Source organism: Pseudomonas sp. PB101 (assembly GCF_009764265.1).
Classification (GTDB): Bacteria; Pseudomonadota; Gammaproteobacteria; order Pseudomonadales; family Pseudomonadaceae; genus Aquipseudomonas.
This window is the reverse complement of record NZ_RWIR01000060.1, coordinates 174071-200932: the sequence shown is the minus strand read 5'-3', so window position 1 is coordinate 200932 and position 26862 is coordinate 174071. Positions and strand designations below refer to the sequence as shown.

Sequence of the window (26862 nt, the reverse complement as noted above, 5' to 3'; positions counted from 1 at the left end):
ACAGGGATTGAGGTAGTTCACAAATTATGTGAGCAACCTCAATCCCTGTGGGAGCCTGGCTTGCCAGCGATGCTTTTAGCTGTTCAAAAAACGCTGCAAATACGCGACATGTTCACGATGGGCGACATCCTGCACCACGGGTTTCAACCGCACCTGCGCCCCCGGCAAACACTGCGCCAGCCGCGCCAGCGCCAACGGCGTCAACGCCCCCAGGCGCGGATATCCACCAATGGTCTGCCGATCATTGAGCAACACGATCGGCTGCCCGTCCGGCGGCACCTGCACGGCCCCCAACGGAATCCCCTCGGAAATCATCGGTTTACCCTGGTACTGCAACGCCGTGCCCAACAGGCGAATGCCCATGCGGTCGGCGCGACTGTCGAGGCTCCACACGCTGTTGAACGCGTCGAACAGGCTCTGCCCGCTGAACTCGCCGATCTGAGCACCGAGGACCAGGTCCAACGGAGTATCAAGGTTCAGATTTGGCCGCTGGTCTGCGGTCAACTCCCGCAACAACATCACCGAATTACCCGAGTAGCTCAAACCCGCACCTTTGCTCAAAGCGCGCCCCATGCCGTCAAGGCCGCCGAGCTCCTCACGGACCACCGTCGCGCTGCTGCCCAGGACTTTCGGTGCAGCAAAACCACCCGGCGCCGCCAGATAGGCGCGGGCGCCGAGCAACGGCTGGGTGAATTGCAAACGCTGTCCCTTGTGCAGCCGGAAACTGCGCCACGGCGCCAGCGTTTCGCCGTCCACCTGCGCGCCCAGATCCGCCCCGGCCAAGGCCAGTACGCAATCTTCCTCGGCCACGACGGTGAACCCGCCGAGGGTGACTTCGATCACCGGCGCATCCAGCCCGTTGCCCAGCAGCCAGTTGGCCCAGGACATCGAACGCCAATCGGCCGCGCCGCCCTGGGTCACTCCCAGATGCCGCACGCCAAATCGACCGGCATCCTGCAACAGGCACAGCGGCGTACTCGCTTCAATCGTCAGACGGCTCATGCCAGGGCCTCCAGTGGCGTATCGTCACCGCCCAGGTTGATGAACTCGGCATGGCCGACCGCTTCGAACCGAACAGTGTCACCGGGTTGCATCAGGCTGTAGCCATCACGGTTGCGGTCGAACAATCTGGCCGGCGTGCGGCCGATCAGGTTCCAGCCCCCCGGCGACACCACCGGGTAAGCCGCCGTTTGCCGTTCGGCGATGCCGACACTGCCCGCGGCGACTTTCTTGCGTGGCGTGTTCAGGCGCGGTGCCGCGAGCACCTCTTCCACCAGCCCCATGAAGGCGAAGCCCGGTGCAAAACCCAGGGCGAACACCTGGTATTCGCGCTCGCAGTGACGACGGATCACCTCCTCCACCGCCAATCCACTGCGCTGCGACAGCAGGCTCAACTCCGGCCCGACACTCAAGTCGTACCACACCGGCAACACATGACATTGGCCGCGGGCATGCGCGTTGGGCGACAGGTCGATCAAGGCTTCGGCAATCAACTCCCGGGCCTGGGCAGGACTCAGCGCGGTCAGGTCGTAATGCACCATCAAGGTCGTGTAAGACGGCACCAGATCGATCAGATATTCACCGAATGCGCCGCGCAGACTTTCGCTGGCCGCCAGCATCCACGGCATGTTGGCTTCGGCAATTTCATCGAACAGGCGCACCATCAGGCAATCCAGCGCCACCACTTCCACCCGCAGCTTCATGACGCGTTCTGCCGGTTCAAGGCTTCACGGATGCGTTGCACGGCTGCGACCGAACTGGCGTTGTCGCCGTGCACGCAAAGGGTGTTGGCCTGCAAATGCAGGGCGCTGCCATCGCTGGCGGTGAGCGGATCGCCACGGGCAATGGTCAGTGCCTGCCCGATGATTGTTTCCGGGTCGTGATGCACCGCTCCCGGCAGTTGTCGCGAGACCAGCTTGCCGGCGCTGTCGTAAGCCCGGTCGGCGAAGGCCTCGAACCACAGGGTCACGCCGTATTCATCGCCCATTTGTTGGGCGGCGCTGTTGTCACGGGTTGCCATCAACATCAACGGCAGGTTGCGGTCATAGGACGCCACCGCTTGCAGCACGGCGCGCAGCTGGACCGGGTTGGCCATCATGTCGTTGTACATCGCGCCATGGGGTTTGACGTAACTGACCCGACCGCCCTGGGCCCGGCAGATGCCGTCGAGGGCACCGATCTGGTAATGCAGGATGTCTTGCAGTTCCTGGGTGGCATAGGCCATGGAGCGGCGGCCGAACCCCACCAGATCCTGATAGGCCGGATGCGCGCCAATTTGCACACCGTGGCTGAGGGCCAGGCTGACGGTCTTGCGCATGATGCTCGGGTCGCCGGCGTGAAAGCCGCAGGCGATGTTGGCGCAATCGATGAAGGGCATGATTTCTGCGTCCAGACCCATGGTCCAGCTGCCGAAACTCTCGCCGATGTCGCAGTTCAATAGCAGGCGGCTCACACTGAACACTCCTGTAGGCTTTATTCTTTTCAGCTGCGGGACATATCTGTATGACAGCCCCGCAGATTATCAGTTACTGGGCGTCGAGTTGCTTGCCACGGGTTTCCGGCAGGCTCAGGGCCGCGAGGATCACCACGCCGTAGGACACCGCCGCAAAAGCCCCGATGCCGACACTCAGCGGCACGGTCTGGCTGAGCAGGCCGATCAACAGCGGGAACAACGCCGCCAGCGCCCGGCCGATGTTGTAGCAAAAACCCTGGCCCGAACCGCGAATGCGCGTAGGAAACAGCTCGGTCAGGAACGCGCCCATGCCACTGAAAATCCCCGAGGCGAAGAAGCCCAACGGAAAGCCCAGCCACAGCATCACACCGTTGCTGACCGGCAATTGCGTGTACAGCAGCACGATGGTGAACGAGCCGACGGCGAACAGGATGAAGTTCTTCTTGCGTCCGAGGATGTCGGTCAAATAGGCGCTGATGACATAACCCACGTAGGAACCGACGATCACCATCGCCAGATAACCGCTGGTATTGAGTACGCTCAAGCCGCGCTCATTCTTCAGGAAAGTCGGTAGCCAGGATGTGATCGCGTAGTAACCGCCCAGCGCGCCGGTGGTCAGCAACGAAGCGCGAATCGTGGTGAACAGCATGCCGGGGGCGAAGATCTCGTAGAACTTCGCCGGGTTGCTCGGCTCCTGTTTCGCTTTGGCTTGGCGATAGATTTCCGGGTCCTTGACCAGACGGCGGACAAAAATCACGAAAATCGCCGGCACGATGCCGAGGATGAACAGTGCGCGCCAGGCGTCTTCCGGTGGCAATACCGAGAACAGCAGCGCATACAGAATCGCCGTCAGCCCCCAACCCAGCGCCCAGCCGGATTGCACCATGCCCACGGCCTTGCCGCGGTCCTTGGCGCGAATCACCTCGCCGATCAGCACCGCACCGGCCGTCCACTCGCCGCCGAAGCCGAAGCCCATCAACGTGCGGGCGATCAGCAGTTGCTCGTAGCTCTGGGCGAAGCCGCAGAGGAAGGTGAAGAAGGCAAACCACAGCACGGTCAGTTGCAAGGTGCGTACGCGACCGATGCGGTCGGAGAGTATCCCCGCCACCCAACCGCCGATGGCCGAAGCGATCAGCGTGCTGGTGTGAATCAGCCCGGCCTGGCCGGTGGTGATGCCCCACATGGCAATCAGGGTCGGCACCACGAAGCTGAGCATCTGGGTGTCCATGCCGTCCAGGCCATAGCCGATCTTGCAGCTCCAGAAGGTGCGGCGTTCCTGCTGATTGATGTTGCGGTACCAGTCGAAAGGTCCCGGGCGGGCCGAGGCTTTCGGGATGGCAGTGGTGTCGGGCGCACTCATGGCAAATCTCCGCGCTGATTTTATTGGTATTGTTCTGAGCCCCGACGACGCCTATCGTGGGAACCGGATGCGTCGATTTTTGGACGCGCGCCCCTGCTGCGTCCAACTAATAAAAACCCGCCTTAGCCATAAGAAATCTTTATCCCATGAACCTGAAGTTTCTCGAGACCTTTGTCTGGGTCGCCCGACTCAAGAGTTTTCGCCTGACCGCCGACAAGCTCTTCACCACTCAGGCCTCGATTTCCAGCCGTATCGCCGTGCTCGAAGGCGAGCTCGGGGTAAAGCTGTTCCTGCGGGATTCGCGCGGCGTGAGCCTGACCCCCGAAGGCCTGAAAGTGCTCGATTACGCCGAGCGCATGATGGACACCATGCAAGCGCTCAAACAGTCGATCGAGACCCGTTCGAGCAAGGCCGGACGGGTGCGCATCGGCGTGATGGACACGGTGATCCACACCTGGCTCAGCCCCTTGGTGGCGCAGATGACCGATCACTACCCGCTGGTGGAAATCGAGCTGGTGGCCGATACCTCGCTGAACCTCTGCGATCAGCTGCAAAAAGGTTTTCTCGATGTGATCCTGCAGACCGATCTGCTGCGCCAGGAAAGCGTGCGCAGCCTGGAACTGGCCAGCCATCCCATGGGCTGGATCGTCGCCAGCAACGCCATTTACAACCGCGAGTATTCAGGCGTCGCCGATCTGGCGAACGAGCGGATCATTACCTACTCGAAAAACTCCCACCCGCATCAGCAAGTGCTCGCCCTGATGCAGGCCAATGGCGTGCTGGCGCCACGCTTGAACTGCGTGAACTCGGTGTCGGCGATTACCCGGCTGCTGCGCGACGGTTTTGGCATCGGCGCATTGCCACCGGTGCTGGTGGCCGAAGAGCTGGCACGGGGCGAATTGACCCTGCTGGACATCGATCAGCGACCACCCGACCTGCAGGTGGTGGTGTCGTGGCGGGTGGGCGTGGAGTGGGTCGAGGAGATTGTCGCGCTGTGCCAGCAGGTGCTGGAGGAGTACGCGTTGAAGGTGGGCGAACACTACATCACCCTGAATCGCTGATACCCCCTGTAGGAGCTGGCTTGCCAGCGATGGCGTCCAGCCTGACCAACCGCACCGCCTGGATCGCTGGCAAGCCAGCTCCTACAGGTTGATTTTTACAGCCCGCGCAAATCCCGCTCTTCAATCGGCCGGCTCTGGCGCAGACGCCTTCCACCCAGCACCACCCAGTCGATCAGCCGGAACAGGCACTCAATCCCGAACGACAGCAGCAAGGCGCCGCTCATGCCCCAGATCATCGCTTCAGGCGTCAACAGGATCTGGTAGCTGTAGCCATTCCAGGTTTCCTTGCGGATGTCGGGGTCGGCGGCCAGCACCACTTGCAGGAAGCGGATGTACCACGGCCCCTGCATCGCCTGGAATTGCTTGTCCAGCGCCAGTTGACGAGTCAGCAGATTGCTCAGGCTGTCGGCGTCGCTGCGAAAGATCGGGTCTTCGCTGGCTCGGTAATGGGCCACCAGGGCCTGCATGTCACCCTTGAAAAACTGATTGGCGGTGTTCTGAAAACCGCTCAACCCGGCTTGCGCCTCGATCAGATGGGCTTCGACGCGTTTGGCGTAATCACTGATGAAGCCCGGTACCTGAACACCGATCAACAGGCCCGCCGCAAACAACACCAGCCGTAGATAACTGAGCAACATGCAAGGAGTCCTTATTCGGTCGTGCCCTGACTGACGCATTCACCGCGTCGCCACAGGCTCCATTGACCCGGTTCGTAGCGGGTCCAGGTTTCGTTTTCGGTCAGGGGTTCGGTGGCGATGACGGTGACCACGTCGTTGGGCGTGGTTTCGGCCTGAAAATCGACGATCACGTCGACATCTTTCAAGCGCGCCGGACCAAACGGGGCACGACGGGTGATTTGCGCCAGTTTGGTCGAGCAATAACAGAACAGCCAGTCGCCATCGCTGAGCAGGCAGTTGAACACGCCTTTGCTGCGATATTCGGCGCAAGCAGCCACCAGGTCCGGCAGCAGTTCTTCGACCTCGACCGGCTCGGGGAACGCCGCGCGTACGCGGTTGAGCAAATCGCAGAACGCCGCTTCGCTGTCGGTATCACCCACGGGGCGGTAGAAACTGGCCGTTGGCTGAAAGTCAGCCAACTGGCCGTTATGCGCGAAACACCAGTTGCGCCCCCACAGCTCACGGACGAACGGATGGGTGTTGGACAGGCAGACCTTGCCGACGTTGGCCTGGCGGATATGCCCGATCACCACTTCGCTCTTGATCGGATAGCGCTGCACCAGGTTCGCGACTTCCGACTCGCAGCTCGCCGCCGGGTCCTGGAACAGCCGCAGCCCGCGACCTTCATAGAAGGCAATGCCCCAGCCATCGCGGTGCGGGCCGGTGCGGCCACCGCGCTGCATCAGCCCGGTGAAGCTGAACACGATATCGGTCGGGACATTGGCGCTCATGCCCAATAACTCACACATGCTCAGACTCTCACTCGATCGCAGGGGGCACGGTTACAGACGGGGTTCGACGCGCATCCGCTGAGGATTGCTCGGCACGGGAGGACGACCGTATCGATCATCGCCGGCACCGCCGAACGGTTGATCGTCTTCGGATTCTTCAGTGCGCGCAGCGGCTTTGGCGGCGGCAGCCTGTTCCTTGCGGGCGTTGGAGGCGCGCTCGATGGGGAAACGGATCGCCACCAGCACCAGGTAAAGGCCGAACGCGATCATGCCGTACATGAACAGATCGGAAATCGCCCGCCAGGCGTTGTTGCCGACCTTGAACAACAGGTCGAGCGCCGTAATGGCGATGGCCGGTGCGACTTTATCCTTGACCGGGTCGATGATGGTCGGGCTGAACAGCAACACCGCCATCAGCAGCCGCAGCGGCTCGCGCAACCATCGCCACATCCAGCGGGTCAAGCGCATCCACACCAACAGGCAGCCCAAAGCGGCAAAGGCGTAGAGGCCCCAAGCGATCAGATAGTCGTTCTCGGTCATGGTGTCCATGGCAAGGCAGGCAAAGAGGCGCTTATGATAACGGCTTTTCGCCCATCAGGCTGCATCAATGCCTGACAACCAGGCTCCCACAGATGGCGAAGCCCCTATTCCGTACACTGTTCGAGAGTCCTTCATGCCCCTATCCGCCAACACTTGCGACGCCCCGATTGCCCACAAGGCTGAAGGTTCCGACCCGTATGCCTGGCTGCAAGAGCGCGACACCGACGCAGTGCTCGACTACCTGAAAGCCGAAAACACCTATCAGGAGACGCAAACCGCCGACCAGGCCGGGCTGCGCGAAACCCTGTTCGAAGAGATCAAGGGACGGATTCTCGAGACCGACCTGTCCCTGCCCTCGCCCTGGGGACCGTATCTGTACTACACCCGCACCACGGCGGGCGATGAGTACGCCCGGCATTACCGCTGCCCGCGCCCGGCCGATGACAGCCTGACCCTCGACGAAAGCCGCGAACAACTGCTGCTGGACCCTAACGAACTGGCCAACGGCGGTTTCTTTTCCCTGGGTGCTTTCAGTGTCAGCCCGGATCATCAGCGCCTGGCCTACAGCATCGACTCAAGTGGCGATGAGATTTACACGCTGTTCGTGAAGGAATTGTCCGACGGTCGTGTCAGCGAGCTGGAGTTCCAGGACTGTGACGGCAGCATGACCTGGGCCAACGACAGCCTGACCCTGTTCTTTGGCGAACTGGACGACACCCATCGCCCGCACAAACTGTATCGCTATCGACTGGACGGTACGGCGGCTGAAGAAGTGTTCCATGAGCCGGACGGTCGTTTCTTCATGCATTGCTACCGCTCAAGCTCCGAACAGCAGTTGCTGCTGTCCGTGGGCAGCAAGACCACCAGTGAAGTCTGGGTCCTCGATGCCAACCAGCCGCAGCAAGCCTTTACCTGCATCGCACCGCGAGTCGAGGACCATGAGTACGACGTCGACCACGGCGCACTGGACGGGCAATGGACCTGGTTCATTCGCAGCAACCGTGACGGGATCAATTTCGCCCTCTACACCGCCATCGATACCGGCGCGGCACCGGCCGAAACCCATTGGCAGAACCTGATCCCCCACAGCGACACGGTGATGATCGACGGCATCAGCCTGAACACCGGCGCCATGACCCTGAGCCTGCGGGTCGGCGGCTTGCCGGTCATCGAGGTGCACCCGCAAGGCCTGGCGCCTTATCGCGTGCAACTGCCGGATGCGGCCTACAGCCTGCACGTGCAGAACAGCCTGGAATTCGAAAGCGAGCGGATCCGCCTGCGCTACGAAGCATTGAACCGCCCGGCGCAAATCCGCCAGTTGGAACTGGCGACCGGCGAGCAGAAAGTCCTCAAGCAAACCCCGGTGCTCGGCCCGTTCGATGCCGACGCCTACGTCAGCCAGCGCCTGTGGGCCACTGCGCCGGACGGCACGCAAGTGCCGATCAGCCTGGTGATCAAGCGCGCAGACCTCGGCAAGCCCGTGCCGCTGTACCTCTACGGCTATGGTGCCTACGGCGAAAGCCTCGACCCGTGGTTTTCCCATGCGCGCCTGAGCCTGCTGGATCGCGGCATGGCGTTTGCCATCGCCCATGTGCGCGGCGGCGGCGAACTGGGGGAAGCCTGGTATCGCGCCGGCAAGCAGGAGCACAAGCACAACACCTTCAGCGACTTTATCGCCTGCGCCGAACACCTGATCGCCCAAGGCTTTACCACGGCAGCGCAGTTGGCGATCAGCGGCGGCAGCGCGGGTGGCTTGCTGATCGGTGCAGTGCTCAATCAACGACCGGAGCTGTTCGGCGCCGCCATCGCCGAAGTGCCGTTCGTCGACGTGCTCAACACCATGCTCGACCCTGAGCTGCCATTGACCGTCACGGAATACGACGAGTGGGGTAACCCTGAAGAACCGGACGTCCATGATCGGATCAAGGCCTACGCCCCGTACGAAAACGTCAGCGCGCAAGCGTATCCGGCGACCCTGGTGATCGCTGGCTACAACGACAGCCGCGTACAGTATTGGGAGGCGGCCAAGTGGGTGGCGAAATTACGCGCGACCAAGACCGACAGCAATCCGCTATTGCTCAAGACTGAACTGGGTGCCGGGCATGGCGGAATGAGCGGTCGATATCAGGGATTGCGTGACGTAGCACTCGAATATGCATTTTTGTTCAAGGTTCTGGGCATCGCCTGAGGAACTCGGGCCGACGAACCGGTCTTAATTCTGCACAAGGCAGGCCGATACACTGCATATCCCCTGTGGGAGCGAGCCTGCTCGCGAAAGCGGTGGCACATTCAATATCTCCATTGGCTGTGACAACCCATTCGCGAGCAGGCTCGCTCCCACAAGAACGGCTCAACCCCGGAACAACAGACACTACAAAAAGACCGTGACGAAATGTCTGAATCAACCTTTCTGAACAACGAAATTCGCGACTGGCTGATGGATTGCGGCCTGTTCAATCAGTTGCTGCCGGCGGACTTCGCCGCGGCTTCAGGCTACTTCAGTATCAGCACCATTGCCCAGGGCGAGGAAATCTTCCAGGAGGGTGATGCCGGCAGTTTCATGTGCATCATCCATACCGGTCAGGTGGCAGTGCAGAAAACCACCGCTGACGGGCAACGCGTCACCATCGCCACCTTGCGCAGCGGCCGCTCGTTCGGCGAGATGGCCGTGCTCGACGGCGAACGGCGCTCGGCCAGTTGCGTGGCCGCGAGCAACTGTCAGTTGCTCAACCTGGGCAAGGACTCGCTGGAAAAGATGCTCAACGACGCACCGAAAATCGCCGCCAAGATCATTCGCGCCCTCGCCGTGTCGCTGTCCAAACGCTTGCGCATGGCCGACGGTCAGTTGCTTTCGCAGCAGGTCTAGCCGCCTGGCGACTTGGGTTTGGGCGGATTCGGTTCAATCCCCGGCACGGGCTGGTCCTTGGTCGGCGGGCTCGGCATTTCAATCGGCACCAACGGCGGGCCGCTACTGCCCGGCCCGACTTTCGGCAAAGGCGCCGGGCTGATTTGCGGGTACGGTGTGGGCGTCGCGGTGCCGGGTGAACCGGGCATCGGCGCGGGGCTGACGGGAATCGATTGCAGCTGTTGCGCCTGCACTGCAGTTATCGAGAGCGCGGCCAGGGCAATGACCGTTAGAATGGTGCGCTTCATCAATGGCTCCGTTGGCCTTGTCGTCATAAACAGGCTACTCCCAACTGCGTCTGTTTGCCCTCCCGAGTTCTGCCAATTTTCTTCAAGAGAGCCCCATGAAACGTTTCGTTCTGCTGGACACCACCCCCATTCCTGAAAACGGCGGTGCCCTGTGCCTGTTCGAATACGGCGAGGATTTCGTCATCAAGATCCAGGGTGGCGATGGCGGACAATTGATGAACACGCGCATGCATGGCTCCGAAGATGCCCTGGCCGAGATTCCGTGCCGCAAGGTCGCCGGTCGACCGAACTCACGGGTGCTGATCGGCGGCCTGGGCATGGGCTTCACCCTCGCTTCGGCGCTCAAGCACCTGGGCAAGACCGCCGAAGTGGTGGTCGCCGAGCTGGTTCCCGGTGTCGTTGAGTGGAACCGTGGGCCGCTGGGCGAGAAGGCTGGCAACCCGCTGCTCGACCCGCGGACGGTGATTCGCATGGAAGACGTGGCCAAGGTCCTGCAAGCCGAACCCCAGGGCTTCGATGCCATCATGCTCGACGTCGACAACGGCCCCGAAGGCCTGACCCAGAAAGCCAACAGCTGGCTGTATTCCGCCGGCGGCCTGAGCGCCTGCGCCAAGGCCCTGAGGCCAAAAGGCGTGCTGGCCGTCTGGTCGGCCAGCGCTGACCGGCAATTTTCCGACAAACTGAAGAAAGCCGGGTTCAAGGCCGAGGAAGTGCAGGTCTTCGCCCATGGCAACAAGGGCACCCGCCACACCATCTGGATTGCCGAGAAGCTCAAGGGCTAGGCTAAACTTCACCCTATAACCGTCATTAGTCTTTCTACAAAGGTGAACCCATGAGTTCGTCCACCCCGACCAACACTTCGAAGCTGGATCGCATCCTCGCCGACAACCAGCGCGACAAGGAAATGGGCTACCGCGACAAGGCCCTGAAGATGTACCCGCACGTCTGTGGCCGCTGCGCCCGTGAGTTCTCCGGCAAGCGCCTGAGCGAACTGACCGTGCACCACCGCGACCACAACCACGACAACAACCCGCAGGATGGCTCGAACTGGGAATTGTTGTGCCTGTACTGCCACGATAACGAACACTCGCGGTATACCGACCAGCAGTATTTCGACGAAGGCTCGCTGAGCACGCCAAAAATCGCCAAGGCCACGCATAACCCGTTTGCGGCGTTGGCCGGGTTGATGAAAAAGGAAGACTGAAACTGAGTAGCCCCCATCGCGGGCAAGCCCGCTCCCACAGGTTCTCTGGTGTACACAAAATGTGTGAACGACGGAGACCTCTGTGGGAGCGGGCTTGCCCGCGATAGCAAGAGTCCTGGCACCACCAATCTCCAAACTGACCGCTGCCGCCCAATCCCCGTATAATCGCGCTTTTTTCCCGAAAGGCACCCCGCTCGTGGCAGACAAACGGTACAGCTGCATTGGTTTGTATAACCCCAAGTCACCGGAGAACGTCGGTTCGGTGATGCGCGCCGCTGGCTGTTATGGCGTGGCGTCGGTGTTCTACACCGGCAAGCGCTATGAGCGCGCCGCCGACTTCGTCACCGATACCAAGCGCGTGCACTACGACATCCCGCTGATCGGCATCGACGACCTGAAGAAAATCCTGCCGCTCAACTGTGTGCCCGTCGCTGTGGAACTGGTCGAAGGCGCCCGCCCGTTGCCGGAATACACCCACCCGGATCGCGCGCTCTACATCTTCGGCCCGGAAGACGGATCGCTGGATAAAGAGATTCGCGACTGGTGCGAAGACGTGGTCTACATTCCGACCACCGGCTGCATGAACCTGGCCGCCACGGTCAACGTCGTGCTCTACGACCGCATGGCCAAGGGGCTCAATACCCGCTCCGGGCCAAAATTTCGTTGAATCGCCACACATCCGATTGAACAAGCGGCCCGCCCACGCAGTCAGCTTGATTATCGACCACACAAGCCTGGAGACAGACCATGAGCGAACTCAAACGCGTCGAGCGTATCGAATCCACCCCGTTCCAGAGCCCCTCCGAGCAGAACGTGCAGGGCTGGGAACGCATCGGTTCAATCGCCGGCGGTGTGGTGATGGTGGGCAAGGGTCTGCGCCGCGGCGGGATCTTCGGCTTGATCCAGGTGGCCATCGGCGGCGTGGCCCTGGCGCGTGGTATCACCGGCCACAGCTCGGCGAAAAGCCTGCTGGAGAAAGGCCGTCAGGACATGAATAACGTTCGGGCGAAAATCCAGCGCGCGGGTGAAGAGCTGAGCCAGTTGAAGGCCAATGCCGAGGCGGCGACCAAAACCGCCACCGTTACCGGCAATGATTCGTTGAAGTCGCCGAAAGCCGGGGGTTGATCAGGCTTGTCCGGCGGGGCTGATGGCCCTATCGTCGGAACGCCGCCCGGAGCAAGCTCGCTCCCACAGGGTTATGTGGCGTTCACGACATTTGTGTTCACCCCCAATCACTGTGGGAGCGAGCTTGCTCGCGATGACGGACTCACTGAATCAACTCGGTACTCAGTACCTTTGAGGATCCACCGATCACGCTCTCGCTGAGCTGAACGAACGTCTTGGTATCGATATCCCCCAGCCGCATCGCCCCGCGCAATACGTCATCCAGCGACCGCTTGTTGTGGGTTTTCAGGCGAATCTCGCTGTCCAGCTCCTGCAGCAACACCACCGCCCTGGCCACCTGCGCAGAGCTGACCCGCCCGCCGCGCAGCGTGGTGACTTTCTGGCTGCTCCTGACCAGCTTGCCGTGCAGGCTCGCGTAGCGCTCATCGCTCATGCCACCGGCCCGGCGCACCAGTTCGATGGCGTAATACTCGGCAAAGCCTTCCGCGATCCAGTCACTGCGCTGCGTGCCGTTGATCCGCCCGAACATCTGGGCCAACTCGCGGACCAGGGCACTGCTACCGCTTTCGCTGACCAACGGCAGGTGACTGTTGAGGTAGATCGACTCATGCGCCGACTGACTGCCGCGCCACATCGGATCATTGGCCCCGACGATCAGCAGTTTGCCAGGGTGTCGCGGGTACAACGCCTGCACCTGCGGCCAGACGAACGTCAGCAGGGTCAGCACATCCATGCGGCGCATGCCCTGCCCCAGCGGCGAGGTGACGGCGACTTCAGTCTCGCCCAGACGAGTGCGACGGCTGCCAAGCTGGCCGGCGAGCATCCAGCCCGTAGGTCGGTCGAACAGTCGGGAGGGGTTATCGATACGGAATTTGTTCTTGCCGATTCGTGGCCAGGCGGTTTCAACGCTCTTCCAGCCAGCGGGCAGTTCGAATTCAAGGCGTGAAACCAGTTCGGTGCCATCCTGCTGATCGAGCCTCGCCGCCGGCACCAGGTCGTCGCCGCGCATCAACGCCCAGTCTGGCGTCATCCGCGAGTCAAAACTGCCGTTCTTGCGCCCGTGGCTGATTTTCACGCGGAAGGTCAGGCTGGCCTTGTCGGCCGCCGGGCGCCAGACACCGCGCGCCGCCTTGCCGGGGCTCAGTTGCCATTGGCCGTCGGCCTTGAAATCGCTGAAGTGGCTGCCGTCGCCGAGGTTGAAATCCAGGCTGCGTACGGCCGAGCCCTGGGCGAGCGTCAGGCGCACTTCGGCCTGATCGCTCTGCGGCAACAGGCGCACGTGATAATCCAGATCGACCTTGTTCGCCGCCCATACGGGCGCACCCACCACCAACAATCCAACGATCCACGCCCGCCGCCATCCCACAGCCATACACACTCCTTCGTGAAAGGTTGAACCTCAGGCCGTCAGCCTGCGCGGAATATCAGGTGATCTTCCCAATCATCTTCCGCCACGCTGCCCTCGGCGAGCATGCGCCCGGACTGGGAAATCCGCTCGTGATGCACGGCGTCGCGATCGCCGCACACCAGGTGATGCCACAACGGCAGGTCCTTGCCTTCGCTGACCAGGCGATAGCCGCAGGTCGGCGGCAGCCATTTGAACTCGTCGGCCTTGCCCGGCGTGAGCTGGATACAGTCCGGCACCGAGTCACGACGGTTAGGATAGTCGGTGCACTGGCAGGTTTTCAGGTCCAGCAGCTTGCAGGCGATGCGCGTGTAATAAACGCTGTTGTCGTCTTCATCCTCAAGCTTTTGCAGGCAGCACAAGCCACAGCCGTCGCACAGCGATTCCCATTCCTCCTGATCGAGTTGATCGAGGGTTTTGCGTTTCCAGAACGGTTCTACTTTGGCGGCCATGGTTCGAGCATCGACATCAGGTGGTGAAAAGGCCGCCAGTCTAGTGCCCCACGCCCCGCGGGCCAAGCATTGGCGACTGTCGGTAGAACGGGCTTGTGAGTTTTCGCGCTGCCAAGTAGGGTTTTGCGTCGCCCCCACTTTCAAACGTAGCAAGGAATCTCTTGATGAGTGCCAATCCACGCGTTGCCGATTACGCCATTCACCCTCAGTTCACCGATCGCTGGTCGCCCCGCGCCTTCACGGGCGAAGTGATTCCGCAGGAAACCCTGCTGAGCTTCTTCGAAGCCGCCCGCTGGGCACCCTCGGCCTACAACTCGCAACCCTGGCGCTTCCTTTACGCACGTCGCGACACGCCGAACTGGGAGCGTTACCTGGGCCTGCTGAACGAATTCAACCGCAGCTGGGCGCAACATGCGTCGGCCCTGGTGATCGTGATTTCGAAAACCACCTTCACCGCGCCTGGCGCCAGCGAAGAAACCCCGGCCCTGTGGCACACCTTCGACACCGGTTCCGCCTGGGGCCACCTGGCCTTGCAAGCGAGCCTGAGCGGCTGGCACACCCACGGCATGGCCGGTTTCGACCAGGAACTGACCCGCAAGGAGCTCAACATTCCTGAAGGCTACGCCCTGCACGCCGCCGTCGCGGTGGGCAAGCTGGGGGACAAGGCCAGCCTGGCGGATTACCTGCAAGCCCGAGAAGAGCCAAGCCCGCGTCGTCCGTTGAGCGAGCTGGCGGCTGAAGGTGATTTCACCCTATAAGCCACTGCACAAAACATTGTGGGAGCGAGCTTGCTCGCGATGGCGGCAGGACATTCAACATTGATGTTGGATGTACAGGCCCCATCGCGAGCAAGCTCGCTCCCACATGTTTGGTGCTCCAGGCAGAATCAGCGGTGGATTTAATACCCGCGTTCGAAATCCACTTCCCCGCGCAACGCCTCTCCCGCCTGATACGCCCGCAGGTTTTCGACAAACAGCTTCACCATCATCGACGGCGAAGTCGGTGCCGAGCTGTGCCCGGTGAGCAGCAGGCCCCAGGCTGTCCAGAAAGGATGCCGCTGTGGCAATGGCTCCTGACGGCAGACGTCGATCACCGCGCCTGCCAGATGCCCTTCCTTCAAGGCTTCCACCAGGTCCGCATCGACCACCGCCACACCGCGCCCGGCGTTGATGAACAACCCGGTCGGCTTGAATTGCTTGAACAGCGCCGCGTCGTAGATATCGTGGGTTTCCACGGTGTTCGGCAGCAGATTGACCACGTAATCGACTTCACCGACCAGCCGCGGCAGATCCGCCAGTGCACCGACTTCGATAAACGGTGCCTGTTCCCGCGCGCTGCTGGCGACGCCATACAACTCGACACCAAAGGGCACGAGGAACTGCGCGACACTTTGGCCGATATCGCCCGTGCCGACGATCAGCACCTTGCGCCCCGCCAGGCTCTGGCCATGGCGGCTGTCCCATTTGCGCTCGACCTGGCTGACCAACCGCGCCAGCACTTCACGTTCGTGACCGAGCATGTACGTGAGCACGTACTCGGCCATGACCTGACCGAAGATGCCGACTGCTCGCGTCAGCCGATAGTGCCGCGGCAAGCCATCGGCCAGCAGCGGCGTGATGCCGGCCCAGGTCGATTGCAGCCACTGCGGTTGATGACCCTGGCGCAACAGGGTCGCCAGCAGGTCAGGCTGGCCGAGCCACACCGGGCAATCGGCGGCCTGGCTGGCCAGCTCGGCGGAATCACCGCTGGTCAGCACCTCAAGTTCCGGTGCGGCCTCGCGCAACAGTTGGGCGTACACGGGGTGGTCGTGTTCAGCAATCAGGACGCGCATGCTTCAAACCTTTCAAAAACAGTGCAGACGGCCGCCGACGGAGCCGTGCTCCATCGATGCTGCCATCGCTAAAATCAATCAGTGTTTCATAACCACTCTGAACAGACCCTGTCTGCCACTCACATCGGATCGTTGCGACGCAACAATTCTTCCGGCAAGTGCTCGATGTACTCGTCTTCGGCAGGGGGCATTTGCAGGTGATAACCCTGTTTGTCGAGGTTTTCCAGCACGACCTCGATGTCCTCGCGCGACAGTTTGCGCTCCGGGGACAGCACCAGGTCGAACGCGTGGATGGGCTTGCCGAAGGCTGCCATCAGGGGATCCGGTACGCGCTCCAGAGCGTCACTCTTGAGCACATACAGGTACATTTCGTTTCGCTTCGAGCTGCGGTAGATGGAACAAATACGTTTCAAGGCTGTTCTCCGGCGGCGGCCAGGCTGTCGAGCAGCGCCTGGCCCATCAATTCGCGGCGCCAGCCACGCAGCGAATCAGGCAATTGGTAGGGACCATTGGGGAAGCCGCTCTTGAGCAGCGCTTCCAGGGTTTTCTTGCGCAGCATCAGTTCCGGCGCGATCTCCAGGCGTTCGGCTTCGGCCTGGCCGATGGCCTTGAGCTGCTTGAGCAGCACGGCAGCGTCGACCGGCAGCGGCTCAGGCACGGCTGGAGGCCATTGATCAGGCGACACACTGCCAGAGCGCTTGATCAGATCAAGCAGAAACTCGCCGTCCTGACGCACGGTACGCGGGTGCATGTCTTCGATCTTCGCCAGTGCGCCGAGGTTGTCCGGTTGCGTACGCGCCAGCGGCCACAACGAATGTTCGCGGACAATCCGGTTGCGCGGCAGGTCACGGGCGCGGGCTTCCTTTTCGCGCCAGGCGCAGAGCTCACGCAAAACCGCGAGTTGGGCGCGGGACAGCTTCCAGGCCAGCTTGGCATCGCGATAGACCTCGTACGGATCGATCTCGCGGCGCAGGTTGGCCACCAGTTCGGCGCCGTCTTCCAGGACCCAGGCGTACTTGTCGTCAGACAGCTTGGGACGCAGCTTTACGAAGACTTCAGCCAAATGCACGGCATCTTCGGCGGCATAGCTGATCTGGGTTTCGGAAAGCGGACGTTGCAACCAGTCGGAACGGGTTTCACCCTTGGGCAGGTCGATGCCGAGCACTTCCTGCACCAGCCGCGAATAGCCCATGGAAAAACCGAGGTTCAGGTAAGCGGCAGCCAGCTGCGTATCGAACAGTGGCGCCGGCAGGCTGCCGGTCAGGCGCAGCAAGACTTCGAGGTCTTCGCTGCACGCGTGGACAACCTTGAGCACGGCCGGGTTTTCCAGCAACGTGGCCAATGGCTGCCAGTTGTCGATGGTCAGTGGATCAATCAGGTAGGCACGTTTGCCATCACCGACCTGCAGCAGGCCGGCGATCGGGTAGAAGGTGTCGACCCGCATGAATTCGGTGTCGAGGGCAACGAATGGCAACTGCTGCCACTCGGCACAAAACCGACCGAGGCTATCGTTGTCGCGAATCCAGTGAATATCGATGGCCACACGGCTCTCCCTTGAAGAATGGCGCGCAGTATATATCGCCCCCGGCGATTTCCGCGCATCCACTGAACAAGAGCGTTAGCGAAAATTACTGCGTGACATAGAGAATAGTCCGACAACGCCGGGCTAGCCGGTCTTACCCAGCACATAGACGCGCCTCTGTGCGCAACCGGGTAAAAAGTCCTGATGACCGAGCAAACGGAATCCCGCCTGCCTGAACTCGCTTTCGACCTCGGTCTTGCTGGGCAAACCCCCTTCAACTGTTGAATGCGCACCCTTGAAACGACCTTCCAGGCGCACCGCAACGATCACCGTATCGCGACTGACCCGGTAAAACTCGCCAAGCATCGCCAGACGATGTTCCGAGTGGGTGAAGTGCTGAAACAGTTGCATGCAAAAAATGCTGTCGACCGCATTTTCCGACAGGCCAATCGTGAACGCCGAACTTTGAAAGGTCTTGACCCGTTTCAACAGACTTTGCGGGTGATGTGTGCGGGCATGATCGAGGATGTCCCTGGACGGGTCCGTCGCGAGGATCACCCGATTGCCATGTTCGACCAGCACGGGCCAAAAACGCCCCACACCGCAGCCCACGTCGAGGATCAGCCCCGGTTCGCCAGCGATCTTGAGTGCCTTGCGCACCACACGCTCTTCACGCCAGAGCAGCAAACGCCCCGCCAGGCCCGGCGGTTGCGGCTGAAGGCAGACGCGCGCGTGCTCCTGATCGTAGCGCCGGGCAATCTCAAGCTCGAGGGCGGATGGGGGCTGGGCGCACATGTGCAAAGACTCTTGATAATGGTTCTACAGGCCGCAGATCGGCGGCCACCGCGCGAAACACAGACAAAGCACTCAATCCTTGGCCAACACGCCGTCGGTCACCGGGCCACGACATCCGGCAAACATGTCCAGATCCTGGTGATAGACCTTGCTGTTGACCTCCAGCAGCCCGAGCATCGAATGGAACAGGTTGTCCTGGCTCAGAGGCAATTCACGACTCTGTTGCAGGCATTGGGTATCCAGCGCAAAGGACTTTTTATAGCTGTCGGAGAACCAGGCAAACATGGCTACATGCTTTTGCTGATCCGGAGCCAGCATGTAAGGCGTGCCGTGGAGGAACAAGTTGTACTCACCCAGGGACTCGCCGTGGTCCGACAGATACAGCATCGCGGTGTCCACTTTGTCCTGGTTGCTGCGCAGCAGATCGATCAAGGTCGACAGCACGTGGTCGGTATACACCAGGGTGTTGTCGTAGCCATTGACGATACTTTCGCGACTGCAATTGTTCAGGGCATTACTCTCGCAAACCGGGGTGAAGCGCTCGAACTCTTTCGGATAACGCTTGAAGTACTCCGGTCCGTGGCTGCCCATCTGGTGCAATACCAACACCGTGTCCTTGTCCAGGTTGTCGATGAAATGCTGCAGCCCCTGCAGGAGGATTTCGTCGCGGCACTCACTGTTGGCGCACAGCACCGGATCTTTCAGATTGCTCACGTCCTGAACGGTGACGCGATCGCAGGTACCCTTGCAGCCTGACTGGTTGTCACGCCAGATCACGTCGATACCCGCACGCTTGAGCACATCGAGCAGGCCTTCTTCGTTCTTTGCCTTGCTGGCGCTGTAGTCCTTGCGCCCCATGTTGGAGAACATGCAAGGCACCGAAACGGCGGTTTCGGTACCGCAGGAATGCACATCGGTGAAGGCGATCAGGCCGTCTTCCTTGCTCAGTTTCGGCGTGGTGTCGCGGCTATAACCAAGGATGCCGAAGTTCTCCGCCCGGGCACTTTCACCCACGACCAGAACCGTAAGGGATTTGCGCCCGTGAGCCTGCCAGGCCGGATTGCGTCGGGCATCTTCACCAATCTTGACAAAGGGTTGCCGTGCTGTTGCCACTTTCTCACGCAAAAAACCAGCCGAGGCACCAATGTAGTTGCTTGGCACCACCATCAGGCGCAACTCATGGTGGTTGCGAAACAGTGACGACAGGCCTTGATAGTTAACCAGTGCTACACCACCGATGACTGCAGCCGAAGCAAAAGTCACCAGGACTTTGCTGAGCAGCTCACGGTGCCAACGACGATAATTAATCGGTGTCTTCCACAACAGCAAAGTCGGTAAAACGCCAAGAACAACAATATAAACAAACAACTTTAGCGACAGTAAGTCGCGCACTTCCGTGGCATTGGTTTCAGCGAAATTGCGCAACATGCCAGTGTCGATCAGAACACCGTACTGGCTCATGAAATACGCCACACCCGCACTGATCATGAACAGAAGGGTCAGGACCGGCTTGAGCACCGGCCGGAAGGCCAGGAGGGTCAGCACAATGTTGAAGGCCGCCAAGATCATCACCCCGAAGGCCACGCGCATGACGATGCCTTTACCATCGGACGCGGTGATTTCGAACAGGTGTTGCCAGAGTACAAAGTTGAAGCCAACCAACAAAAACGCGCTGGCAATCAACGTCACCCACTCGGGGCGCACGGCTTTAATCTTAAACATGAGGTTTGGCAGGTCCTGATAAGAAGTGCCCTGGGTAAATGTGAAAATTTCATTTACCGGGACAGTTCTAATTTTAGGAAGCCAACCATCAATTTTTTGTGAAAAAGAAGCCAACGATTAGTTGGCTTCAAGACCTGCCTTAAACTTTAAGACTATTTGAGAATAGTTCAGCTTTGGTTCAGTTTCGGCTCAAGCCTGGTGCAGATACCAGCGCCAGTCCTGCTCACCGACCTCCCCCATGAATTGGCGATACTCGGCGCGTTTCACCGCCAGATAGACACCGAGGAACTGGCCGCCGAAGGCTTCCCTGGCCCAACTGGAACCTTCCAGCGAGCGCAATGTGGTCAGCCAGTCAGTCGGCAACAGTTTCGTAGCCTGGGCGTAGCCATTGCCCTCCACCGGCGCACCGGGATCGAGTTGTTCACGGATACCGCGATGGATACCGGCCAGAATCGCCGCAGCCGCCAGGTACGGGTTGGCATCCGCGCCGCAGATACGATGCTCGATGTGCCTGGAATACGCCGGCCCGCCAGGTACGCGCAAACTCACGGTGCGATTGTCCACGCCCCAGGTGGCCGCCAGAGGTGCATAGCTGTTGGCCTGGAATCGACGGTAGGAGTTGGCGTTGGGGCAGAACAGCAACAGCGAATCGAGCAAGGTACTGAGCATGCCCGCGACCGCCTGCTTGAGCAGTGGCGTCCCGTCCGGAGCTTCGCTGGCGAACAGGTTGTTGCCGTCCTTGTCCGCCAGGCTCACGTGCATGTGCATCCCGGTACCGGCCAAGTCATCGAAAGGCTTGGCCATGAAGCAGGCTGTCATGCCGTGCTTGTGCGCCACGCCCTTGACCAGACGCTTGTAGCGCACCGCTTCATCCATCGCCTGTAGCGCGTCGGTGCGGTGTTCGAGGGTGATTTCCACCTGCCCCGGCGCGTATTCGGAAATGGCCGTGCGCGCCGGAATCCCCTGGAGCTTGCAGGCGCTATAGAGATCGGCCAGGAACGGTTCGATCTGTTCAAGCTCGCGCAAACCATAGACCTGAGTGCCGCGCGGGCGCCCGCCATCGACATCCCGTGCCGGTTGCGGCCGGCCATTGCTGTCGCGTTGCTGGTCCAGCAGGTAGAACTCCAGTTCCGCCGCCATGACCGGGTAATAGCCGTCTGCCTGCAAACCTTCGATGACTTTCGCCAGCAAGTGGCGGGGATCGGCAATGGTGGCGGGCATTCCCTCGGTCGGGTGCATGCTGACCTGCACGGCCGCGGTCGGTATCAGGCGCCACGGCATGCGCGTGAGGCTGCCGCTGACCGGGTAGGCGCGGCAGTCGATATCACCGACATCCCAGACCAGCCCGGAGTTCTCCACGTCATCGCCGTTGATGGTCAGGCCGAGGATGGTGCTCGGCAACGGCCGCCCGCTTTCATACACCGCCAGCAACTCGTCCCGGTGCAGCAGCTTGCCCCGCGGCACACCGTTGTTGTCGAGGATGAACAGCTCGAACATTTCGATGTCCGGGTTCTGCTCCAGAAAGGTCAGGGCTTCTTGCCGGGTGGCAAACGAGGTCGTGGCACAACTCATGGGAACTCACTTTTTTCCGTGTCAGACGGGTGCGCAAAAGCACCCGCACTTTAATTCCGCCATCAAGCGGAACATGTAGGAACAATCAGCGGAAAAAGCAGGAATCCGGCGGGCGCGCATGGCGGCAATGCCACAGCGCCCAGAAGGCCAGTTCAGAAGGAAGTGCAGAGAGATTTGGCGCGGTGGCGGGCGTGAAGCGACGACCAAGGCTCGACGCTCGAGCGTCGGTGGTTGCCTTGAAGTGGCTTGTGACTGGCCAACCGTCCATAGAGAGAACCGCAGAAAACAGATGACCCGCAGCGTCACACGCCGGCTTGAGTCGTTAAATCAGGATTTGAAGAACTTTGGATATTGTCTGGCTAAACATTCAACCATTCCCTGTGGGAGCGAGCTTGCTCGCGAATACGGTGTGTCATTCAACATTGATGTCGGCTGACACTCCCTCTTCGCGAGCAAGCTCGCTCCCACAGGATCTAATTTCTAAATAGATCGCCAGACTTTCTGATTTGCGACCTCGAGGCCTCACGCGCCTAATCGCAACCCTACCGTTCCAGGCCTGATCATGGAAAACACCCGCGCTACCACCCGCCCCGCCCTCTGGTTGATGTTCAGCATCGTTCTCGTCGCCCTGAACCTGCGTCCATCCATGGCCGCAGTCGGGCCCCTGCTCTCGGCGATTCGCGAGGACATCGCGCTGAGTTTCAGCCTGGCTTCACTGCTGACCCTCTTGCCGGTGATGGCCATGGGACTGGCGATGTTTGTCGGCCTGCGCGTCAGCCAGCGACTCGGCGATCAACGCACGGTGGTGTTGTCGTTGCTGATCATCGGCATGGCCACGGTTTCGCGGTTGTTCCTTGATTCAGCCATGGAGTTGCTGCTCAGCGCAGTGCTGGCAGGTATCGGGATCGCCCTGATCCAGGCCCTGATGCCTGCGTTGATCAAATCCCGCTTCAGCGCCCACGTTGCCCTGTGCATGGGGCTCTACGTCACGTCGATCATGGGCGGTGCCGCCTTGGGTGCGTCCTTTGCGCCACTGGTGATGGAACGCACCGGCAGCTGGCGCATGGGCTTGGCGATCTGGGTGGTTCTCGCCGTGCTGGCACTGCTGTTCTGGGGTACCCAACGGGCGCAGATACCGACACTGGATGCAAAGGCCTCCAGTAACGGTTCGTTCTTCGCCAATTCCCGCGCGTGGTTACTCGCGATCTTCTTTGGCCTGGGCACTGCGTCCTACACCTGTGTGCTGGCCTGGCTGGCGCCGTACTACGTGGAAAAGGGCTGGAGCGAACAGCAGGCCGGGTTGCTGCTCGGGTTCCTGACCGCCATGGAAGTGCTGTCGGGCCTGCTGACACCCGTCATCGCCAATCGCAGCCGCGATCGCCGCGTCGTGCTGATGGTCTTGCTTGCACTGATCATCGTTGGTTTCTGCGGACTGATTCTAAGCCCGCAGCACTTGAGCCTGATGTGGCCATGCCTGCTGGGACTGGGAATTGGCGGCCTGTTCCCGATGAGCCTGATCGTATCGCTGGATCATCTGGACAATCCCATGCGCGCCGGTGGCCTGACCGCATTCGTGCAAGGCATCGGCTACCTGATCGCCAGCCTGTCGCCGCTGCTGGCCGGGATAATCCGCGACCGGCTCGGCAGCTTTGAATGGGCCTGGTGGTCGCTGACAGCGGTCATGGCGCTGATGATGCTGATGGTTTTGCGCTTCAACCCAAGGCACTACAGCCGCCACATCCTTTGACCCGGAGCCAGCCATGAAAACCACCGGTTTCGCCGCCGCTCACGCCAGCATGCTGCTGTGGGCCTTGTTGATCGCCGCATCGTTTTCCGCGGCGGCGCAAGTCAGCCAGGCCATCGACCCGATCCTGCTGACCGGTTTGCGCCTGCTGTTTTGTGCCTTGGTGTTTCTACCGCTGTTGTTGCTCAAAGGCGATGCCGTCATGACCGTACGCGGGCTGCTCGGTCACGCGGCGCTCGGCCTGCTGCTCGCGCTGTACTTCGGTTCGCTGTTCGAAGCATTGCGCTACACCTCGGCCGTCAACACCGGGACGATGTTCACCCTGGTTCCGTTGATGACCCTGGGTTTCGAAGCCGTGCTGACACCTGACAGCCGTCTGCAACAACGGATTGTGCCGATGCTGCTCGCCGCTGCCGGGGCAGTGTTGCTGATCATGAAAGGCACCGGCCCCGGCGAATGGCCATCGCCGTACGCGCTGACGGTGTACGGCCTAGGTTGCCTGGCGATGGCACTCTATGCCCCTCTCAGCCAACGCCTGAAAGTCGATTGCCTCAAGGGGCGCGGGCCGGTGCCCATGACATTCTGGAACATGCTGTTCGGTGCGCTGTTTCTGCTGCTGTTCTGTGGCTTGAGTGGCGGTTGGCGCTCGGCATCATTGCTGACGCTCAACGACTTCTATTGGCTGATGTATCTGGCGGTGTTCGCCACCCTGGCGACGTTCTGGCTGCTGCACCGGGCCATCGGCGTAATCGCGCCGTCCTCGGTTATTTCCTACATCTACCTGAGCACGCTGTTCATCACCGTGTTTCACTGGGTTTGGGGGCGCCAGATGCCGCTGCCGCTGGAGTTGGCCGGCGCGGTACTGGTAGGTATCGGCATGTTCGCGTTGTTGCTGTCCAGCCGTCGCACCGTGTCGGTGGTGGTCCAGGGCTGAAAAGCTCCCGGGCGAAACTTCCTGCGGGACATTCTCCCTGCTCCCTCATTCCGCTAGGATCATTCGCTCACCCTTGCACACGGTCAGCGCAAGGGGCGCAACGAGATGCAATGGATGCTCAACAGCAATTCGCTCAGAAAGCTCGACATGCAGGACCTCATGGTGTTCGTCGCCCTGTTCGAGCAGAACAGTGTCACCGACGTCTCCGAGACGCTTTGCGTCAGCCAGTCCACGGTGAGTTACTGCCTGAAAAAGCTGCGCAACAGCTTCGAGGACGAACTGTTCATCAATACCCGCACCGGCGGCATGCAGCCCACCGGCAAGGCCGGCGCGATGTACCCTCACGCACTGAAAATTCTCGAAAGCATCAATCTCTGTCACGCGGGGCCAGCCGCGTTCGACCCTGGCCTGCAGGCCGTGACTTTCAATATCTGTGCACCGGAATACTTCGAACAGTGGATCCTGCCACGCTTATTGAAAGCCTTCGCCCTCGCCGATCTTCCGGTGATGGTCAATGTGTTCAAACTCCAAGCCGAGATCCCTGCCGAAGCGTTGCGCGACGGCAGCCTCGACCTGGTGCTGTGCTTCGGTCCGAACTTTCATCGCCGTCACGCCGACTTCAAATCGCAGACGCTGCTCGAAGATGATCTGGTGTGTGTTTTCGACAAGTGCGCCACGCCGGCGGAACCGCGCTTGAGCCTGCAAACCTATGTCGAACGTCGACACGTGTTCCCGACACCCTGGACGTCCGCGACCAACATGGTCGACGGCTGGCTCGCGCAGCAGGCACAACAGCGCCAGATCGTCGCACGCGCCAACAGTTACAGTGCAGCGCTGAAGCTGATTACCGGCACCGACTACGCCCTGACCCTGCCCCGGCGCATCCAGCGATTGCTGGCCAGTGCCGACACCTTCGATCACCGTGAAGCGCCAGAAGGCTTACCGGGTTTCACCCTCGACATGCAGTGGCACGAAAGTGTTGACCGGGACAGCGCCAACACCTGGCTGCGAGCGCAAGTGATACAGGCCTGTGTCGAGCAGGAAAGCGCCTGATGTTCAGTTGTTGATGGCGGTCTTGCTGTAGGAATCGCGATCGATGTCGAGAATTTCCACGCACAACTGGACCTCAACGCCGCTCGGCCACTCGCACAAGTCCTGCAACACCGCCAGCAGACTGTCGGAGAGTTGTTTCTTGATCTGTGCGGAACGACCACTCAACAGTGCCAGTTTCACGTGCACGAACGCCCGTTCAGCCAGCGCCGTGCCGACCTTGAACGTCTCGACCTTGACCGCGCGGCTCTTGATATCGAATTCGGCAGCAAACTGACCGGAACCCACCAGCGTATTGTTCAACCGCATCAACGCCACATCGGCATTCAGGTCAGTCAGGTTGGCGGTGTATTCCATGTGCAGGTGGGGCATGAGTTGACTCCTTGGTGAATGGAAAGGACGTACGTATAACAGAGCGCCGTCCGATTCATTCGGGCAGCGGTAAAACGGCACGCTCACTCATGAACGCCTCCAGGCGCGAGCGCAACCAGCGTTCGGCAGGGTCGGTATCGACATGACTGAGCCAGACCATGGACAGATCCAGGGTCGGCGTCTTGAACGGAAAGGGTTCCTTGTACAGCATTCCCGATGCAGCCATCGCCTCGGCGGTGTAGTCCGGCAGGCTGGCAATCAGGTCCGTCCCGGCGAGCAGTGCCGGCAACGAACTGTATTGCGGCACCGAGAGCACCACCTGGCGCGTGCGGCCGATTTCCGCCAGCCACTCGTCGGCGTAGCCACTGACGTTGGCGGTATGGGACACCAGTACATGCGGCCGCGCGCAATATTCATCGAGGGTCAGCGGTGTGTCGCTGGCATCGGCGCGCAAAATGCTGGGCTGGATGTGCCGCAACAACTTGCGCTTGGCATTGGCCGGCAAGCCGCGAGTCTGGCTGATACCCACCGTGATATCGCCGGACGCCAGCAAGTCGGGAATCCGCCAGTAATCGACATGCTGCACCACAAACACCACTGTTGGCGCTTCCTGGCGCAGCGCTCGCAGCAATGGCGGCAACAGGCCGAATTCGACATCGTCGGACAAGCCGATGCGGAACGTCATCGTGCTGCTGGCCGGGTCAAAATCATGGGTCAGGCTCAAGGCCACGGACAAGGAATCCAGCGCCGGCGACAGGTGCCTGATGATCTCCTCTGCCCGCGCTGTCGGCTCCATGCGATGGCCTACACGTATGAACAGTGGATCATTGAACATCGCACGCAAGCGGTTGAGTGCAGAGCTGATGGTCGGCTGACCGAGAAACAGCTTCTCCGCCACCCGAGTGACATTGCGCTCGAGCATCAGTGTTTCGAACACCACCATCAGGTTGATATCCGCCTTGCGCAGTTCGTTGCGATTCATCCACTGTCCCCGATCCCCAAATCTGATGACAGTTTAGGTAGCTGAGGCGAGTGACGTCTATCCGACTCAGGTCCAACAGGACAAAACCCTGCACAACTCCACACACAAGGACGTCTACGAACTGTTCAAGAGAAAACCGGGCCATACCCAGCCGTAGGGCGGGTTGAGAACGAGGCTG

The 26862-nt window shown here is 60.8% G+C and carries 29 protein-coding genes and 1 pseudogene; 11 read left to right on the top strand and 19 right to left on the bottom strand.

From position 1 onward, the window contains the following. Nucleotides 1-75 precede the first annotated feature (75 nt). The 4 genes from EI969_RS19165 to EI969_RS19150 form a co-directional block, all read right to left on the bottom strand. Nucleotides 76-1002 (bottom strand): biotin-dependent carboxyltransferase family protein, encoded by a 927-nt coding sequence (locus EI969_RS19165; protein ID WP_160389170.1) that lies wholly within the window; start codon nucleotides 1000-1002, stop codon nucleotides 76-78. Next, on the bottom strand, nucleotides 999-1703 hold the full coding sequence (locus tag EI969_RS19160; protein WP_160389169.1) for an allophanate hydrolase subunit 1: 705 nt from the start codon (nucleotides 1701-1703) through the stop codon (nucleotides 999-1001). The genes EI969_RS19165 and EI969_RS19160 overlap by 4 nt, the downstream gene beginning before the upstream one ends. After that, nucleotides 1700-2452 carry a 5-oxoprolinase subunit PxpA gene (locus tag EI969_RS19155; protein WP_160389168.1) on the bottom strand — a complete coding sequence of 251 codons (753 nt, stop codon included), beginning with the start codon at nucleotides 2450-2452 and terminating at the stop codon, nucleotides 1700-1702. Before EI969_RS19155 ends, EI969_RS19160 begins: the two co-directional genes overlap by 4 nt. Before the next feature lie 73 nt (nucleotides 2453-2525). Next, a complete protein-coding gene (locus EI969_RS19150; RefSeq protein ID WP_160389167.1) occupies nucleotides 2526-3812 on the bottom strand; it encodes an MFS transporter in 1287 nt (428 codons plus the stop codon). Nucleotides 3813-3958: 146 nt separating this feature from the next. Here EI969_RS19150 and EI969_RS19145 point away from each other — a divergent pair, with 146 nt between their 5' ends. Next, nucleotides 3959-4873: a LysR family transcriptional regulator gene (locus EI969_RS19145; protein WP_160389166.1), complete on the top strand. Its 915-nt coding sequence runs from the start codon at nucleotides 3959-3961 to the stop codon at nucleotides 4871-4873. 95 nt (nucleotides 4874-4968) lie between these two features. Here the strand turns inward: EI969_RS19145 and EI969_RS19140 are convergent, their stop codons facing one another. Genes EI969_RS19140 through EI969_RS19130 form a run of 3 tightly spaced genes read right to left on the bottom strand, consistent with a single transcriptional unit; the run spans nucleotide 4969 to nucleotide 6830 of the window. Then, complete coding sequence (locus EI969_RS19140) at nucleotides 4969-5511, bottom strand: DUF2937 family protein (protein ID WP_160389165.1); 543 nt, start codon at nucleotides 5509-5511, stop codon at nucleotides 4969-4971. An 11-nt stretch (nucleotides 5512-5522) separates the two neighbouring features. Continuing rightward, nucleotides 5523-6299, bottom strand: coding sequence for a class II glutamine amidotransferase (locus EI969_RS19135; protein ID WP_150717818.1), 777 nt, complete (start codon nucleotides 6297-6299; stop codon nucleotides 5523-5525). 33 nt (nucleotides 6300-6332) lie between these two features. Then, entirely contained in the window at nucleotides 6333-6830 is a 498-nt protein-coding gene (locus EI969_RS19130; RefSeq protein ID WP_160389164.1) for an MFS transporter, read from the bottom strand. A gap of 124 nt (nucleotides 6831-6954) precedes the next feature. Between EI969_RS19130 and EI969_RS19125 the strand changes: the two genes are divergently transcribed. Both EI969_RS19125 and EI969_RS19120 read left to right on the top strand, forming a co-directional pair. Further along, the gene (locus EI969_RS19125; RefSeq protein WP_160389163.1) at nucleotides 6955-9009 is read left to right on the top strand and encodes a S9 family peptidase; all 2055 of its coding nucleotides are present in this window, start codon (nucleotides 6955-6957) and stop codon (nucleotides 9007-9009) included. Between the two features lie 204 nt (nucleotides 9010-9213). Further along, the gene (locus tag EI969_RS19120) at nucleotides 9214-9687 is read left to right on the top strand and encodes a cyclic nucleotide-binding domain-containing protein (RefSeq protein ID WP_008015977.1); all 474 of its coding nucleotides are present in this window, start codon (nucleotides 9214-9216) and stop codon (nucleotides 9685-9687) included. On the opposite strand, the gene EI969_RS19115 is transcribed toward EI969_RS19120, so the two are convergent. After that, nucleotides 9684-9974 (bottom strand): hypothetical protein, encoded by a 291-nt coding sequence (locus EI969_RS19115; protein WP_110662116.1) that lies wholly within the window; start codon nucleotides 9972-9974, stop codon nucleotides 9684-9686. The two genes, EI969_RS19120 and EI969_RS19115, sit on opposite strands and share 4 nt — an antisense overlap. Before the next feature lie 95 nt (nucleotides 9975-10069). Here EI969_RS19115 and EI969_RS19110 point away from each other — a divergent pair, with 95 nt between their 5' ends. The 4 genes from EI969_RS19110 (at nucleotide 10070) to EI969_RS19095 (ending at nucleotide 12303) form a co-directional block, all read left to right on the top strand. Continuing rightward, the gene (locus EI969_RS19110; protein WP_007898703.1) at nucleotides 10070-10756 is read left to right on the top strand and encodes a spermidine synthase; all 687 of its coding nucleotides are present in this window, start codon (nucleotides 10070-10072) and stop codon (nucleotides 10754-10756) included. Nucleotides 10757-10806: 50 nt separating this feature from the next. Then, on the top strand, nucleotides 10807-11178 hold the full coding sequence (locus tag EI969_RS19105; protein ID WP_007898702.1) for a YajD family HNH nuclease: 372 nt from the start codon (nucleotides 10807-10809) through the stop codon (nucleotides 11176-11178). 196 nt (nucleotides 11179-11374) lie between these two features. Beyond that, complete coding sequence (locus EI969_RS19100) at nucleotides 11375-11845, top strand: RNA methyltransferase (RefSeq protein ID WP_007911337.1); 471 nt, start codon at nucleotides 11375-11377, stop codon at nucleotides 11843-11845. An 80-nt stretch (nucleotides 11846-11925) separates the two neighbouring features. Then, entirely contained in the window at nucleotides 11926-12303 is a 378-nt protein-coding gene (locus tag EI969_RS19095) for a DUF2892 domain-containing protein (RefSeq protein ID WP_160389162.1), read from the top strand. Between the two features lie 142 nt (nucleotides 12304-12445). Here EI969_RS19095 and EI969_RS19090 read toward each other — a convergent pair whose 3' ends face one another. Then, nucleotides 12446-13675 (bottom strand): hypothetical protein, encoded by a 1230-nt coding sequence (locus EI969_RS19090; protein WP_160389161.1) that lies wholly within the window; start codon nucleotides 13673-13675, stop codon nucleotides 12446-12448. A 35-nt stretch (nucleotides 13676-13710) separates the two neighbouring features. Then, nucleotides 13711-14160: a YcgN family cysteine cluster protein gene (locus EI969_RS19085; protein ID WP_160389160.1), complete on the bottom strand. Its 450-nt coding sequence runs from the start codon at nucleotides 14158-14160 to the stop codon at nucleotides 13711-13713. A gap of 164 nt (nucleotides 14161-14324) precedes the next feature. On the opposite strand from EI969_RS19085, the gene EI969_RS19080 reads away from it, so the two are divergent. After that, on the top strand, nucleotides 14325-14918 hold the full coding sequence (locus EI969_RS19080) for a nitroreductase family protein (RefSeq protein WP_160389159.1): 594 nt from the start codon (nucleotides 14325-14327) through the stop codon (nucleotides 14916-14918). A gap of 140 nt (nucleotides 14919-15058) precedes the next feature. Here the strand turns inward: EI969_RS19080 and EI969_RS19075 are convergent, their stop codons facing one another. From EI969_RS19075 to EI969_RS31025, 7 genes and pseudogenes are all read right to left on the bottom strand, one after another. Next, entirely contained in the window at nucleotides 15059-15991 is a 933-nt protein-coding gene (locus tag EI969_RS19075) for a D-2-hydroxyacid dehydrogenase (protein ID WP_160389158.1), read from the bottom strand. A gap of 119 nt (nucleotides 15992-16110) precedes the next feature. Then, a complete protein-coding gene (locus EI969_RS19070) occupies nucleotides 16111-16404 on the bottom strand; it encodes a YcgL domain-containing protein (protein ID WP_160389157.1) in 294 nt (97 codons plus the stop codon). Next, a complete protein-coding gene (gene rnd, locus EI969_RS19065) occupies nucleotides 16401-17534 on the bottom strand; it encodes a ribonuclease D (RefSeq protein ID WP_160389156.1) in 1134 nt (377 codons plus the stop codon). The genes EI969_RS19070 and rnd overlap by 4 nt, the downstream gene beginning before the upstream one ends. A 123-nt stretch (nucleotides 17535-17657) precedes the next feature. Further along, entirely contained in the window at nucleotides 17658-18308 is a 651-nt protein-coding gene (locus EI969_RS19060) for a class I SAM-dependent methyltransferase (protein ID WP_160389155.1), read from the bottom strand. Nucleotides 18309-18380: 72 nt separating this feature from the next. Continuing rightward, a complete protein-coding gene (locus EI969_RS19055) occupies nucleotides 18381-20030 on the bottom strand; it encodes a phosphoethanolamine transferase (RefSeq protein WP_160389154.1) in 1650 nt (549 codons plus the stop codon). A gap of 189 nt (nucleotides 20031-20219) precedes the next feature. After that, nucleotides 20220-21602 carry a glutamine synthetase family protein gene (locus EI969_RS19050; RefSeq protein ID WP_160389153.1) on the bottom strand — a complete coding sequence of 461 codons (1383 nt, stop codon included), beginning with the start codon at nucleotides 21600-21602 and terminating at the stop codon, nucleotides 20220-20222. Nucleotides 21603-21980: 378 nt separating this feature from the next. After that, nucleotides 21981-22070: pseudogene (locus EI969_RS31025) on the bottom strand (metal ABC transporter ATP-binding protein); the annotation flags it as partial. A 94-nt stretch (nucleotides 22071-22164) separates the two neighbouring features. Here EI969_RS31025 and EI969_RS19045 point away from each other — a divergent pair. The 3 genes from EI969_RS19045 to EI969_RS19035 all read left to right on the top strand — a co-directional run bounded on the left by EI969_RS19045 (nucleotide 22165) and on the right by EI969_RS19035 (nucleotide 25333). Next, a complete protein-coding gene (locus tag EI969_RS19045; protein ID WP_160389152.1) occupies nucleotides 22165-23349 on the top strand; it encodes a cyanate transporter in 1185 nt (394 codons plus the stop codon). 13 nt (nucleotides 23350-23362) lie between these two features. Continuing rightward, nucleotides 23363-24280 (top strand): DMT family transporter, encoded by a 918-nt coding sequence (locus tag EI969_RS19040; protein ID WP_160389151.1) that lies wholly within the window; start codon nucleotides 23363-23365, stop codon nucleotides 24278-24280. A gap of 114 nt (nucleotides 24281-24394) precedes the next feature. After that, the gene (locus EI969_RS19035; RefSeq protein WP_160389150.1) at nucleotides 24395-25333 is read left to right on the top strand and encodes a LysR family transcriptional regulator; all 939 of its coding nucleotides are present in this window, start codon (nucleotides 24395-24397) and stop codon (nucleotides 25331-25333) included. Between the two features lie 3 nt (nucleotides 25334-25336). Here EI969_RS19035 and EI969_RS19030 read toward each other — a convergent pair whose 3' ends face one another. Beyond that, a complete protein-coding gene (locus EI969_RS19030) occupies nucleotides 25337-25702 on the bottom strand; it encodes a 5-carboxymethyl-2-hydroxymuconate Delta-isomerase (protein WP_160389149.1) in 366 nt (121 codons plus the stop codon). A 55-nt stretch (nucleotides 25703-25757) separates the two neighbouring features. Next, nucleotides 25758-26684: a LysR substrate-binding domain-containing protein gene (locus EI969_RS19025; protein WP_160389148.1), complete on the bottom strand. Its 927-nt coding sequence runs from the start codon at nucleotides 26682-26684 to the stop codon at nucleotides 25758-25760. Between the last annotated feature and the right edge of the window lie 178 nt (nucleotides 26685-26862).

Bases quoted from the DNA above. Each gene is read 5' to 3' on its own strand.
- EI969_RS19045 (WP_160389152.1), top strand. From the start codon at position 22,165: ATGGAAAACACCCGCGCTACCACCCGCCCCGCCCTCTGGTTGATGTTC.
- EI969_RS19090 (WP_160389161.1), bottom strand. From the start codon at position 13,675: ATGGCTGTGGGATGGCGGCGGGCGTGGATCGTTGGATTGTTGGTGGTG.
- EI969_RS19075 (WP_160389158.1), bottom strand. From the start codon at position 15,991: ATGCGCGTCCTGATTGCTGAACACGACCACCCCGTGTACGCCCAACTG.
- EI969_RS19150 (WP_160389167.1), bottom strand. From the start codon at position 3,812: ATGAGTGCGCCCGACACCACTGCCATCCCGAAAGCCTCGGCCCGCCCG.
- EI969_RS19110 (WP_007898703.1), top strand. From the start codon at position 10,070: ATGAAACGTTTCGTTCTGCTGGACACCACCCCCATTCCTGAAAACGGC.
- EI969_RS19135 (WP_150717818.1), bottom strand. From the start codon at position 6,299: ATGTGTGAGTTATTGGGCATGAGCGCCAATGTCCCGACCGATATCGTG.
- EI969_RS19055 (WP_160389154.1), bottom strand. From the start codon at position 20,030: ATGTTTAAGATTAAAGCCGTGCGCCCCGAGTGGGTGACGTTGATTGCC.
- EI969_RS19105 (WP_007898702.1), top strand. From the start codon at position 10,807: ATGAGTTCGTCCACCCCGACCAACACTTCGAAGCTGGATCGCATCCTC.
- EI969_RS19085 (WP_160389160.1), bottom strand. From the start codon at position 14,160: ATGGCCGCCAAAGTAGAACCGTTCTGGAAACGCAAAACCCTCGATCAA.
- EI969_RS19145 (WP_160389166.1), top strand. From the start codon at position 3,959: ATGAACCTGAAGTTTCTCGAGACCTTTGTCTGGGTCGCCCGACTCAAG.
- EI969_RS19160 (WP_160389169.1), bottom strand. From the start codon at position 1,703: ATGAAGCTGCGGGTGGAAGTGGTGGCGCTGGATTGCCTGATGGTGCGC.
- EI969_RS19040 (WP_160389151.1), top strand. From the start codon at position 23,363: ATGAAAACCACCGGTTTCGCCGCCGCTCACGCCAGCATGCTGCTGTGG.
- EI969_RS19030 (WP_160389149.1), bottom strand. From the start codon at position 25,702: ATGCCCCACCTGCACATGGAATACACCGCCAACCTGACTGACCTGAAT.
- EI969_RS19025 (WP_160389148.1), bottom strand. From the start codon at position 26,684: ATGAATCGCAACGAACTGCGCAAGGCGGATATCAACCTGATGGTGGTG.
- EI969_RS19140 (WP_160389165.1), bottom strand. From the start codon at position 5,511: ATGTTGCTCAGTTATCTACGGCTGGTGTTGTTTGCGGCGGGCCTGTTG.
- EI969_RS19060 (WP_160389155.1), bottom strand. From the start codon at position 18,308: ATGTGCGCCCAGCCCCCATCCGCCCTCGAGCTTGAGATTGCCCGGCGC.
- EI969_RS19125 (WP_160389163.1), top strand. From the start codon at position 6,955: ATGCCCCTATCCGCCAACACTTGCGACGCCCCGATTGCCCACAAGGCT.
- EI969_RS19130 (WP_160389164.1), bottom strand. From the start codon at position 6,830: ATGGACACCATGACCGAGAACGACTATCTGATCGCTTGGGGCCTCTAC.
- EI969_RS19095 (WP_160389162.1), top strand. From the start codon at position 11,926: ATGAGCGAACTCAAACGCGTCGAGCGTATCGAATCCACCCCGTTCCAG.
- EI969_RS19035 (WP_160389150.1), top strand. From the start codon at position 24,395: ATGCTCAACAGCAATTCGCTCAGAAAGCTCGACATGCAGGACCTCATG.
- EI969_RS19120 (WP_008015977.1), top strand. From the start codon at position 9,214: ATGTCTGAATCAACCTTTCTGAACAACGAAATTCGCGACTGGCTGATG.
- EI969_RS19115 (WP_110662116.1), bottom strand. From the start codon at position 9,974: ATGAAGCGCACCATTCTAACGGTCATTGCCCTGGCCGCGCTCTCGATA.
- EI969_RS19050 (WP_160389153.1), bottom strand. From the start codon at position 21,602: ATGAGTTGTGCCACGACCTCGTTTGCCACCCGGCAAGAAGCCCTGACC.
- EI969_RS19165 (WP_160389170.1), bottom strand. From the start codon at position 1,002: ATGAGCCGTCTGACGATTGAAGCGAGTACGCCGCTGTGCCTGTTGCAG.
- EI969_RS19080 (WP_160389159.1), top strand. From the start codon at position 14,325: ATGAGTGCCAATCCACGCGTTGCCGATTACGCCATTCACCCTCAGTTC.